The 11,218-nt window shown below is 32.6% G+C and carries 15 protein-coding genes; 8 read left to right on the top strand and 7 right to left on the bottom strand.

What is annotated here, in order from left to right; all coding sequences use genetic code 11:
* Window positions 1–19 precede the first annotated feature (19 nt).
* From arsC to HMPREF3241_RS00290, 6 genes are all read right to left on the bottom strand, one after another.
* Window positions 20–418, bottom strand: coding sequence for an arsenate reductase (thioredoxin) (arsC, locus tag HMPREF3241_RS00265; RefSeq protein WP_002445750.1), 399 nt, complete (start codon window positions 416–418; stop codon window positions 20–22).
* Between the two features lie 16 nt (window positions 419–434).
* A complete protein-coding gene (arsB, locus tag HMPREF3241_RS00270; RefSeq protein ID WP_002445751.1) occupies window positions 435–1,727 on the bottom strand; it encodes an arsenite efflux transporter membrane subunit ArsB in 1,293 nt (430 codons plus the stop codon).
* Window positions 1,724–2,041: an ArsR/SmtB family transcription factor gene (locus tag HMPREF3241_RS00275; RefSeq protein ID WP_002445752.1), complete on the bottom strand. Its 318-nt coding sequence runs from the start codon at window positions 2,039–2,041 to the stop codon at window positions 1,724–1,726. Before HMPREF3241_RS00275 ends, arsB begins: the two co-directional genes overlap by 4 nt.
* 143 nt (window positions 2,042–2,184) lie before the next feature.
* Window positions 2,185–3,063 carry a GTP cyclohydrolase FolE2 gene (folE2, locus tag HMPREF3241_RS00280; protein WP_002445753.1) on the bottom strand — a complete coding sequence of 293 codons (879 nt, stop codon included), beginning with the start codon at window positions 3,061–3,063 and terminating at the stop codon, window positions 2,185–2,187.
* 13 nt (window positions 3,064–3,076) lie between these two features.
* Window positions 3,077–3,742, bottom strand: a complete 666-nt coding sequence (bshB2, locus tag HMPREF3241_RS00285) for a bacillithiol biosynthesis deacetylase BshB2 (RefSeq protein ID WP_002445754.1) — start codon at window positions 3,740–3,742, stop codon at window positions 3,077–3,079.
* A 15-nt stretch (window positions 3,743–3,757) separates the two neighbouring features.
* Window positions 3,758–4,120: a YojF family protein gene (locus HMPREF3241_RS00290; RefSeq protein WP_010959127.1), complete on the bottom strand. Its 363-nt coding sequence runs from the start codon at window positions 4,118–4,120 to the stop codon at window positions 3,758–3,760.
* Between the two features lie 284 nt (window positions 4,121–4,404).
* Between HMPREF3241_RS00290 and nagB the strand changes: the two genes are divergently transcribed.
* The 8 genes from nagB to HMPREF3241_RS00330 all read left to right on the top strand — a co-directional run bounded on the left by nagB (window position 4,405) and on the right by HMPREF3241_RS00330 (window position 10,430).
* A complete protein-coding gene (gene nagB / locus HMPREF3241_RS00295; protein ID WP_002475564.1) occupies window positions 4,405–5,136 on the top strand; it encodes a glucosamine-6-phosphate deaminase in 732 nt (243 codons plus the stop codon).
* A 121-nt stretch (window positions 5,137–5,257) separates the two neighbouring features.
* A complete protein-coding gene (hxlA, locus tag HMPREF3241_RS00300) occupies window positions 5,258–5,890 on the top strand; it encodes a 3-hexulose-6-phosphate synthase (protein WP_001832167.1) in 633 nt (210 codons plus the stop codon).
* A gap of 1 nt (window position 5,891) precedes the next feature.
* Window positions 5,892–6,440: a 6-phospho-3-hexuloisomerase gene (gene hxlB / locus HMPREF3241_RS00305; RefSeq protein WP_002475501.1), complete on the top strand. Its 549-nt coding sequence runs from the start codon at window positions 5,892–5,894 to the stop codon at window positions 6,438–6,440.
* 120 nt (window positions 6,441–6,560) lie between these two features.
* On the top strand, window positions 6,561–7,208 hold the full coding sequence (locus HMPREF3241_RS00310) for an HAD family hydrolase (protein ID WP_002475566.1): 648 nt from the start codon (window positions 6,561–6,563) through the stop codon (window positions 7,206–7,208).
* A gap of 105 nt (window positions 7,209–7,313) precedes the next feature.
* A complete protein-coding gene (locus HMPREF3241_RS00315) occupies window positions 7,314–8,687 on the top strand; it encodes a long-chain fatty acid--CoA ligase (RefSeq protein ID WP_002475604.1) in 1,374 nt (457 codons plus the stop codon).
* 2 nt (window positions 8,688–8,689) lie between these two features.
* On the top strand, window positions 8,690–9,838 hold the full coding sequence (locus HMPREF3241_RS00320) for an acetyl-CoA C-acyltransferase (protein ID WP_002445760.1): 1,149 nt from the start codon (window positions 8,690–8,692) through the stop codon (window positions 9,836–9,838).
* Complete coding sequence (locus HMPREF3241_RS00325) at window positions 9,804–10,166, top strand: protein VraC (protein WP_002475544.1); 363 nt, start codon at window positions 9,804–9,806, stop codon at window positions 10,164–10,166. The genes HMPREF3241_RS00320 and HMPREF3241_RS00325 overlap by 35 nt, the downstream gene beginning before the upstream one ends.
* Window positions 10,167–10,169: 3 nt before the next feature.
* Window positions 10,170–10,430: a hypothetical protein gene (locus HMPREF3241_RS00330; RefSeq protein WP_002477531.1), complete on the top strand. Its 261-nt coding sequence runs from the start codon at window positions 10,170–10,172 to the stop codon at window positions 10,428–10,430.
* 291 nt (window positions 10,431–10,721) lie between these two features.
* Here HMPREF3241_RS00330 and vraX read toward each other — a convergent pair whose 3' ends face one another.
* Window positions 10,722–10,901: a C1q-binding complement inhibitor VraX gene (gene vraX, locus HMPREF3241_RS00335; RefSeq protein WP_002445763.1), complete on the bottom strand. Its 180-nt coding sequence runs from the start codon at window positions 10,899–10,901 to the stop codon at window positions 10,722–10,724.
* Window positions 10,902–11,218 lie beyond the last annotated feature (317 nt).

Consider the following 11,218-nt stretch of genomic DNA (forward strand, 5'->3'; position numbering starts at 1 on the left):
TTTTAAGTTTTGAGTTAAGTTACACTCTATGAGCAAATGTTTCGATCGCTGCTTTAATCTCATCTCTTACACGTTGAAATTCTGACCAATCTTTACCAGCAGGATCATCAAATCCCCAATGTTCTTTAGTGACGTTTTTAGGTAAAACTGGACAGTTTGCATCTGCATCACTACACAATGTGACAACTATATCAGACGCTATTAAAATGTCATTGTTTATCAGGTCAGAAGTGTGATGTGAAATATCAATACCGACTTCTTTCATAGCTTTTATAGCATGCGGATTAACACCATGTGTTTCAATGCCAGCAGAATATACATTCCATTTATCACCTAATATTAATTTTCCAAAACCTTCAGCCATTTGACTGCGACAAGAATTACCAGTACAAATAAAATAAATAGTTTTCTTTTGCATAAAAAAATCTCCTAATTTAAAAGATAATAAGTGTTAGGTAAAGACCTAACAAAGTAAAGAATAATACAGGTATAGTAATTACAATACCCGTTTTAAAGTAAGTACCCCAAGAAATTTTAACTCCTTTTTGAACTAAAACATGTAACCATAATAATGTAGCAAGAGATCCAATGGGTGTGATTTTTGGTCCTAAATCTGCTCCAATCACATTGGCATAAATCATTCCTTCTTTTATAGAACTTATAGCATGCGATTGATCGATGGCTATCGCATCAATAAGTACGGTAGGCATATTATTCATAATTGCTGAAAGAAATGCGGATACAAATCCCATGCCCATAATACTGCTAAAAAGTCCGTGCTGAGCTATTGATGATAAAATATCTGCTAAAATCAATGTCATCCCTACATTCTTTAAGCCAAAAATAACAAGATACATACCGATAGAAAATATTACGATATTCCACGGAGCCCCTTTGATAACTTGTTTCGTATGCACTACATTAGACTGACGCGCTAATAATATAAAAATCACAGCTATAGCTCCAGTGATAAATGATACAGGTATATGTATGAACTCACTCACTAAGTAACCTATAAGTAATAAAGCTAAAATAATCCATGAAATTTTAAATAATCGTGTGTCTCGTATAGCATCTTTAGGTTCAGAAATACTTGATATATCAAAAGTTTTAGGGATGGATTTTCTAAAGTAAAACCATAAAACTAAGATACTAGCTAATAGAGAAAATAAATTAGGTATAAACATACGCATTAAATATTCAACAAATTTAATACCAAAGTAATCTGCTGATACAATGTTAACTAAATTACTTACAACAAGTGGCAATGAGGTGGAATCTGCGATAAACCCACAAGCTATAATAAAAGGAAATACTAACTTATTATTGAAACCTAAATTTCTTATCATTGCTAAAACAATAGGCGTCAAAATTAAGGCTGCACCATCATTAGCAAAGAATGCTGCAATAAGCGCCCCTAATATCATGATATATATAAACATCTTTAATCCATGTCCATTAGATGCCTTAACCATATGAATAGCTGACCATTCAAAGAATCCTATCTCATCAAGAATCAATGATATAAGAATGACTGAGACAAAAGTTAGTGTAGCATTCCAAACAATTCCGATTACTTCTAATATATCTGTAAAATTTACTACACCCGTAATAATAACTAAAAGCGCCCCAATGATTGCTGAAATACCTATGTCTAACCCTTTAGGTTGCCAAATGATTAAGGTTAAAGTGATGAAAAATATTACAATTGCTAATACAGTAGTCATGAAATTTCACCTTTCTTTATAGTATGACAAATACATTGGTTATGAGTTGAATGAAGTAAATTTAATTGATTTGTCACTTGTTCAAATAAGCGGTGATTAAGTTCGTATATTTGTTTATTGCCAACTTTGTTTGCAAACACTAATTTGCAATCAACAAGTAACTTCATATGGTGGCTTAGTGTTGGTTGTGAAAAGTTAAAATGTATAAGTAAATCACACGCACACAATTCACCACAAGATAATAAATCTAAAATTTCTAATCTGCTAGGATTCGCAATGACTTTTAATATGTTAGATAATTGAATATATGACATAACATGGCCTCCTATAACATAACATAGATTATCATCTATATAGATAAACGTCTATGCTATATTGGCATTTTAGTTAAAAAAACATGCCAGTTGTATCTTATAAAATAAAAATACAACTGGCATTGTAATTGAAAATCGATATTTTATTTGCGATATTTCAGACGTGCGAAAGCATCATGCTGGTGGATAGACTCTTCATTACGACATTCAATATCGAACCCTTCAATCCAATCAAATTCAACTAAGTCTGCTGCAATTAGTCGAATTAAATCTTCAACAAATCGTGGGTTTTCATAAGCACGTTCTGTTACTCGTTTTTCATCAGGACGTTTTAAGATTGGATATAAGATAGAACTAGCGTTGGCTTCCATAGCGTCTAAAATTTTATTTTTATAATCATCGATGACGTCATTATTTTTATCTAAATATGCTTTAACTGTAACGATACCACGTTGATTATGTGCAGAATATTCACTAATTTCTTTTGAGCAAGGACATAGTGTTGTTACTTTGGCTTGAATAGTTAATTCTTTACGTGTAACGGTATGATTTTCAATAGCTAAACCATAAGTAACATCTGCATGACCTACAGCTTTAATATGTGTAACAGGACTATAACGATCAAAGAACCATTTACCTGACACATCAACACCTGCAGCATTTTGATTCATCTTATCTTGTAGCGTACGCAACAATTGATGTAGTGTGTTAAATTCAAGTTCAATGCCATTATCATAATGTTTTTCAACGCTTTCTAATATGCGACTCATATTAATGCCTTTTTCATTTTTATTTAAACTCGTTGAAAAACTAAATAAACCAGCTGTTTGATACTGATCAATTAAAACTGGATAAGTTAAATTTTTAATGCCTACTTCCTCTATTTCAAATAAGAAATTTTTGTGAGTGCTTTGTAAATCGGTCATTTCATTTTTAGTAGTTGGTTTCGTACCTTTGACAGGGTCAACAGAACCGAAATGTTTCCAACGACCCTCTCTAGTGGATAAGTCAAATTCTGTCATGTTTTACCTCCATTTAAGATTCAAAGTGATATGTCCAAAATGGCTCTATTTTTAAGAAACTTTGTGCTTGACCATCTATTTCGGGACTAGCAAGTTGTTTTAAAAATGGTCCTGTTTGTGAAGCATGCGCTTCGAAAGCTTTGAGTTTTATATCACTATATTGCGATATGTCATTTTGAATATCAGGTTCTCCAAGAATTTCCGGTGCATCATTGCTAAACGCTACAAGTGTAAGACGTGGGCGATCTGATACATGCATGCGCCCAACTGTACGTACTACAGCTTCTGCAGTTGCTTCGTGATCAGGGTGGACTGCAAATTTAGGATAGAACGAAATAATTAATGATGGATTTGTTTCGTCAATAAGTGATTGAATCATTTGATCCATTTGATCGTAAGGTTCAAATTCAACAGTTTTATCTCTTAACCCCATTTTCCTTAAATCTGTAATCCCAATTGCTTTGCATGCTTCTTCTAACTCACGTTCACGTATAAGTGGTAAAGATTCTCTTGTTGCAAAAGGAGGGTTACCTAGATTACGTCCCATTTGTCCTAGGGTGAGACATGCATATGTGACAGGAATACCTTTTTCAATGTAACTTGCGATAGTTCCAGCAGACGAAAAGGTTTCATCATCAGGATGAGGGAAAATCACAAGTACGTGTCTTTCATCAGTCATGATTAGCAACCTCCTTTATATAGTAAATGGCTGTTTACTTATTTCTATTGTAGCAGCCAATTGTCCTTCATAATTAAAACCTACAATTAAAAATTCGTTGTTCTTATTAACTTCATAGTGCGTAAGTCCTTGCACGTAAACCCAGCCACCATCTTTTAATTTAAGACCTACACGATATGGATCTTTATCGCCGCCTTTAAGTTGTGCATGTTCAAAAGTCACGACAATATTTCTTAAAAATGTTCCAGCGTTAAATACACGTTGATCGAAATGATTTGCATAAGCACCATTTGTTGTTTCAACGTGTAGGTAAACAGGCTGATTTGCGTAAGAAGTTAATAAATCTAGCACTTCTTGTTCTTTAATTGGTTCCAACACGTTCACTCCCTTAAACTAAATAATATGTTACTGACGGACTACCGATAAACATATTATTTACCAGCAAACTCGTTTATCTATCTATTTTACTAGAAAGCTATGTATATTTGTACACGAATGCTCGATTTAATTAGGAAAAATTCAAGAAAAAACTTTGAATACTACGTATAGAGCGTTAATATGTTTAAAATCTTAAGCATTTGTTACATTATAAATTAAGAGATACAAAAGAGTAAGGCGTAAGTCATCACTCATTGCCATATTGAAATTAGAGGTGTTTGATATTGAAAATGATTAATTTAGATTCAAAAAAACTTGCGTCATTTTATGTAGCATGCGAGTTGTTTAAACAGATACAGCAGTACCCTCATACCAAACTCGGTTTAGCAACTGGTGGAACTATGACTGACGTATATCATTACTTAGTAAATTTATTAACCAAAAATAAAGCTGATGTGTCGCAGGTTGAAACATTTAATTTAGATGAATATGTAGGTTTAAAAGCAAGTCATCAGCAAAGTTACCATACCTATATGAATAAAGTGCTATTTGAGCAATATCCTCATTTTGCTAAAAATCACATTCATATTCCTGATGGCTATTCAGAAAATCTAGAAGCAGAAGCGGAACGATATAACAAATTATTAGATGAAAGAGGTCCGATTGATATTCAAATTTTAGGAATTGGAGAAAATGGTCACATTGGATTTAATGAACCAGGAACAGACTTCAATAGTGAAACACATGTGGTGAACTTAACAGAAAGCACTATAAAAGCAAATAGTCGATATTTTGACAATGAAGCGGATGTTCCTAGACAAGCAGTTTCAATGGGATTAGCAAGTATTTTAAAAGCTAAAAGGATTATACTACTTGCATTTGGTCCAAAGAAAAAAGAGGCCATAAGTAAACTGTTAAATGAACAGGTTACCGAAGATGTACCTGCGACCATTTTACACACACATCCTAATGTTGAAGTTTATGTAGATGATGATGCAGCACCAGATTGTTTATAATTATTTAGTAGTTTATATAGTAGTTTTTATATACAAAATATTTTATGTGTTTAATAAGTTTAGTGAAGGGTATAAAACTATAAGCAAAAGAGAATTTCTCAAAATGAAAGGATGAATTTCATTGGAACTACAATTAGCCATTGATTTATTAAATAAAGAAGAAGCAGCAAAATTAGCTCAAAAAGTTGAAGAATATGTAGATATTGTTGAAATCGGTACACCAATTGTAATTAACGAAGGCTTACCTGCAGTTCAACATTTAAATGAAAATATTAATAATGCTAAAGTATTAGCTGACTTGAAAATTATGGATGCAGCAGATTACGAAGTAAGCCAAGCAGTAAAATATGGTGCAGATATTGTTACAATTTTAGGTGTTGCTGAAGATGCTTCAATTAAAGCAGCAGTTGAAGAAGCGCATAAACATGGAAAAGCATTGCTTGTTGATATGATAGCAGTGCAAAACTTAGAGCAACGTGCTAAAGAACTAGATGAGATGGGTGCAGACTATATCGCAGTTCATACAGGTTACGACTTACAAGCAGAAGGAAAATCTCCATTAGATAGCTTGCGTACAGTTAAATCTGTTATCAAAAATTCTAAGGTTGCAGTAGCAGGTGGTATTAAACCAGATACTATCAAAGATATTGTTGCAGAAGATCCAGATTTAGTTATTGTTGGTGGCGGTATTGCGAATGCTGACGATCCTGTAGAAGCAGCAAAACAATGTCGAGCAGCTATTGAAGGTAAATAAGATGAGTGAATTTAATAATTATCGTCTTATTCTTGAAGAGTTAGATGCTACTTTATCCCAAGTAGATAATACAGAATACGAACGTTTTGCTAATGATGTTATAGGTGCAGATCGCATATTTACAGCTGGTAAAGGTCGTTCAGGTTTTGTTTCAAATAGTTTTGCAATGCGCTTAAATCAATTAGGTAAAAATGCCTACGTTGTAGGTGAGTCAACAACACCTTCAATTAAAGAACATGATTTGTTTATTATTATTTCAGGTTCAGGTTCTACAGAACATCTAAGATTATTAGCTGAAAAAGCACAATCTGTCGGTGCAAAAATTGTCTTATTAACTACAAATGCGGATTCGCCAATCGGTAATCTTGCAGAGACAGTTGTTGAATTGCCTGCAGGTACTAAACATGATGTTGAAGGTTCAAAGCAACCACTTGGTAGTTTATTTGAACAGGCCTCACTTATATTCTTAGATAGTATTGTATTACCTTTAATGGATGCATTTCACATTAGTGAAAAAGCAATGCAAGAGAATCATGCTAATTTAGAATAACTAAAATGAGAGATAAGCACTTTTGTCTATGATTAGACAAAGGTGCTTTTTAATATATGGTGCAACATTACTCCTTTAAGTGTATATTTATAATATAACTTAAACTATGAGGTGAACATCATGAATTTTGATAGTTATATTTTTGATTTTGATGGAACGCTAATTGATACAACAACGTGTCATGTTAAAGCTATACAAAGCGCTTTTAAAAGATTAAATTTAGATGAACCTACAGAACAAGCTATTTTACATACATATCATTTAAATTTATATAACAATTTTAAAGCGTTAGCTTCACACGAACTGTCTTTTTATCAAATAGAAAAATTAATAGATGAATACCATCGTTGTTTTAGCAACGATGAAATACATCAATCAAAAGAATATACCGGAATAAGTGAAGCATTACAGTTTTTACATAACCAAAAGAAAAAAATATTTGTACTATCTAATAAAGATACACTAACAACGCAAAGGTATTTAGATTATCTTGGATTAAGTCGTTTTATAACTGATTCATTAGGTGTCTGTATTAAAAATGAAGACAAACTTCTTTGTGAAACGATTCAAAATTTGATACAGAAACATCATTTAATGATAGGTAAAACTGTGTATATAGGGGACACAGCACAAGATATCAAGAGTGCGAATCAAGCTCATGTGCAAACATGTGCTGTCACATGGGGAGCGCAATCTGCACACGAATTGTTGTATGAAAATCCTCATTATGTTGTTAATAATCCAGAAGAATTTTTAACAATTTTATAATATTCTCAATGGTAGGATAATCATTCATGAGGAATTTTATCCTACTCTTTTTTTAAAACTATGAAGCAAGTATAATGTAAACATAATTATATAGAGTGTTTACAAATGGTGATGAAGATGAAAAAAATAATGGAATATTTACAGCATTATATTAATCAATACCCGCATCGATTAGCTTTAGTATTTGAAGATCGACATCTAACGTATGGAGAATTAAGTAAAGAAATTTATCAGGCTAGTATGCGCTATAAAGAAGTAAAATTAAACGAAAAAGTAGGTCTAATGGATGACCATCCTGTAAATAATATTATTAACTATTTTGCGGTACATCAAAGAGGTGGAATTCCTTGCATTTTTAATCATCAATGGAGTAATGAAAGGATACATCAACTTGTAAAAAGTTATGACATACAATGGTTAATTAAAGATAATCATCTTACCTTAAATCATGATGACTCAATTTATAATGATGAGGTGATCCCACGTAATGTTATACATATAGGTTTCACGTCAGGAACTACAGGTTTACCCAAAGCGTTTTATAGAAATGAACATTCTTGGATAGTTTCTTTTAAGGAAAATGAGAAATTACTCCAGCATTGTGAAGAAACCATTGTAGCACCGGGTCCTTTATCACATTCACTTTCATTGTACGCATGTATTTATGCATTAAGTACTGGAAAAACATTTATAGGTCAAAAAAATTTTAATCCACTATCTCTTATGCGTCTTATTAATCAATTGAACAAAGCGACAGCAATATTTGTAGTGCCAACGATGGTACAACAACTTATTTCAACCCAACGACATTGTTCATCGATTAAAAGTATTTTGAGTAGTGGTGCTAAACTTACATTGCAACAGTTTCAACAAATCAGCACTTTATATCCACAAGCAAATTTAATAGAATTTTTTGGGACATCTGAAGCAAGTTTTATAAGCTACAATTTTAACCAATCATCTCCTGCTCATTCTGTAGGTAAACTTTTCCCTCATGTCGAAACGCGATTATTAAATCAAGATGATGATGCAGTAGGATTATTAGCCGTTAGAAGTGAAATGGTGTTTAGTGGTTATGTGGGACAGAGCAATCAAGAGGGGTCATGGATTAAAACAGGTGACTTCGCTTATATTAAAAATCAACATTTGTTTTTAGTAGGTAGAGAGAGTGACCGTATTATAGTTGGGGGAATCAATGTATATCCAACAGCTATTGAAAGCTTAATTATGGATATTGAAGGCATTGATGAGGCGCTTGTCATCGGTATACCACATGCTAAATTTGGAGAAATAGCGATATTACTTTATTCAGGTAAAGTACAATTGAATTACCGACAAATTAAATCTTTTTTAATGAAACAGCTTTCAAGACAAGAAGTTCCATCAAAATTAAAGAAAATTGACCATATGATATACACAGAATCGGGAAAGATTGCTAGAAAAGAGATGAAAAATAAATTTATTAATGGAGAGTTATAAAAATGAAGCAACCTGTTATTATTGCAGCAAAACGTATAGCCTTCGGTAAGTATGGTGGCCGATTGAAGCATTTAGAACCTGAATCATTACTAGAACCTTTATTTAATCATTTTACAGATCAGTATCCAAAAGTAATGTCTCTTTTGGATGACGTCATTTTAGGTAATACGGTAGGTAATGGTGGTAATTTAGCTAGAAAATCATTACTCGAAGCAGGATTAGATTTTAAAATACCTGGTATAACAATTGATCGTCAATGTGGTTCAGGTCTTGAAGCTGTTATACAAGCTTGTAGGATGGTACAAAGTGGTGCTGGAACAATATATATTGCAGGTGGTGTTGAGAGTACTAGTAGAGCTCCTTGGAAAATCAAACGCCCGCAGTCAGTTTATGAATCTGAGTTTCCACAATTTTTTGAACGGGCGCCTTTTGCAAGAGAAGGAGAAGACCCTTCAATGATTGAAGCCGCTGAAAATGTAGCGAAAAAATATCACATCAGTAGAAATGAACAAGATGACTTTGCTTATCGCAGTCATCAGTTGGCATCAAAAAACATGAATAACGGTAATATTTCCCAAGAAATTTTACCGTTCAAAGTGAAAGGTGAATGTTTTAATCAAGATGAAAGTATTAAACCTCAACTCACTCTCAAAACACTTGGCAGACTTAAACCGCTTTTAAATGAAGGAACAGTCACAGTAGGAAACAGTTGTATGAAAAATGATGGTGCAGTATTACTGATTGTTATGGAAGAAAATCGGGCACGTCAATTAGGATTCACCGAAGGGATTAAGTTTGTAAATAGTGCTACTGTAGGTGTTCAACCTCAGTATTTAGGAGTGGGTCCAGTGCCAGCAGTAAATCAATTATTAGCTCGGGAACGATTAACTATAAATGATATAAATGCAGTAGAATTAAATGAAGCATTTAGCTCTCAAGTTATTGCTAGCCAACAACAACTTAACATACCTTTGAATAAGTTGAATTGTTGGGGTGGAGCAATTGCTACAGGGCATCCATATGGTGCAAGTGGAGCAGCGTTAGTCACACGTTTATTTTATATGAAACATCAATTTAGAACTGTAGCAACTATGGGAATAGGTGGAGGAATAGGAAATGCAGCTTTATTTGAAAGATGGTATGGAAATTAGAGAAGTTCAATTTACAAATGAAGAAGTTCAAAATTATTGTGAATTGCTTAATATAAAGTATGACCATTATGTTCCTACTCTTATGTGTGCCAAGTTATGGCCACAATTTGAGTTATTTCAATCTTTTTCAAAGAAGCCTATCATATTAAAAGAGACACACATTAAGACACAACAACAACTTCAGGTCGATTGTACCTATGAAGCGACATTGCATAAGGTTTCACAAAAATTAATTAAAAATATCATTAAATATACATATGGACTCGAAATAAATAAAGATAAAAAACATTGTATGTATATAAAACAAATATTTATCGAGGTAAGATAAATTATGAAATTTACAATAGAAATGGTGAATGAATATTTAACTATAGTTAATGATGAGAATCCGATCCATCGTTCCATTGTACCGGGACAACTCATATGTGAAAAAGTATTTTCTGAACTTAATGTGAATTGGATGAATTACAAAATTAAGTACTTAAAACCAATAAATATAGATGAGGAAGTACAATTTTTAATAAAAGAAAATGATGAAATTGTAGTTTTTAAAACATATGATGATATCAAACTAACAATTACTAGAAGTTGAGAATGATAAAAATAATAATCTTTTTTAAAATTAAATAATTAAAAACGCTAATGTTAGCAATGCTCAAAGGTTCTCTCCGAGCTACAAAAGGGGACAAGTTTTGGCTAACATTAGCGTTTCTCACTTGTTAGGGTGAGTGTTAATTTAGGGATGATAGAATGTCTTTAAAGCTAAACGTATTAAGGGACTAAATGCTTTAAAACTCATTTTATTTGGGTCTGGAAAGACAAAAGTGCTAATTCTCAATTAGGTTTGATGCAATGTCTAGATGTCTAGATGTCTAGAATAACGTTAACGATATGAGTAACTTGTCGGCATGTTGTCAACGTCATTCTCTAGTAGAGAGAGCAATTGATAGATTTCATACTTATTAAAAGTTTCATCACATTTTATAGTAATTGTCTTGAAAGTTTTAGTTATGATTTCATAAACGGGTGTTCCATTTTCTATATTTCTTCTGTAGATAATCATGTTGTTTATACCTCCCTTGCCTCTCTACACTTTAAATAATAAAGGATAAACCATAAGAAATCATGGGTCTGTAGTATCAAATTTACATACGACGATAAACTGATTACTTTCTAAGACTTTATATGTATACAATGTTTATTACGGTTTGAAAGGAAAGAGAAGAGAGGCTGGGACATAATTCCTAGCAAAATAGCCAGTAAATGAATTTTCATAAATTCATTTACTGGCATCTTTAATTAAAAAACTTCGTATTGTTGGCTCGCTTTCTTAGGTGACAGCTTCAGTCTGTAGTCTTCAGCTTGTCCTGTTCCCTCAAG

It is taken from the genome of Staphylococcus sp. HMSC34G04 (assembly GCF_001838765.1).
In the GTDB taxonomy this organism is placed as follows: Bacteria; Bacillota; Bacilli; order Staphylococcales; family Staphylococcaceae; genus Staphylococcus; species Staphylococcus epidermidis.

Excerpts from the sequence above, each read along its gene's own strand:
- HMPREF3241_RS00315 (WP_002475604.1), top strand. The coding sequence starts at position 7,314 with ATGGTGATGAAGATGAAAAAAATAATGGAATATTTACAGCATTATATT.
- vraX (WP_002445763.1), bottom strand. The coding sequence starts at position 10,901 with ATGATTATCTACAGAAGAAATATAGAAAATGGAACACCCGTTTATGAA.
- HMPREF3241_RS00320 (WP_002445760.1), top strand. The coding sequence starts at position 8,690 with ATGAAGCAACCTGTTATTATTGCAGCAAAACGTATAGCCTTCGGTAAG.
- bshB2 (WP_002445754.1), bottom strand. The coding sequence starts at position 3,742 with ATGACTGATGAAAGACACGTACTTGTGATTTTCCCTCATCCTGATGAT.
- HMPREF3241_RS00330 (WP_002477531.1), top strand. The coding sequence starts at position 10,170 with ATGAAATTTACAATAGAAATGGTGAATGAATATTTAACTATAGTTAAT.
- HMPREF3241_RS00310 (WP_002475566.1), top strand. The coding sequence starts at position 6,561 with ATGAATTTTGATAGTTATATTTTTGATTTTGATGGAACGCTAATTGAT.
- HMPREF3241_RS00325 (WP_002475544.1), top strand. The coding sequence starts at position 9,804 with ATGCAGCTTTATTTGAAAGATGGTATGGAAATTAGAGAAGTTCAATTT.
- arsB (WP_002445751.1), bottom strand. The coding sequence starts at position 1,727 with ATGACTACTGTATTAGCAATTGTAATATTTTTCATCACTTTAACCTTA.
- HMPREF3241_RS00275 (WP_002445752.1), bottom strand. The coding sequence starts at position 2,041 with ATGTCATATATTCAATTATCTAACATATTAAAAGTCATTGCGAATCCT.
- folE2 (WP_002445753.1), bottom strand. The coding sequence starts at position 3,063 with ATGACAGAATTTGACTTATCCACTAGAGAGGGTCGTTGGAAACATTTC.
- arsC (WP_002445750.1), bottom strand. The coding sequence starts at position 418 with ATGCAAAAGAAAACTATTTATTTTATTTGTACTGGTAATTCTTGTCGC.
- hxlB (WP_002475501.1), top strand. The coding sequence starts at position 5,892 with ATGAGTGAATTTAATAATTATCGTCTTATTCTTGAAGAGTTAGATGCT.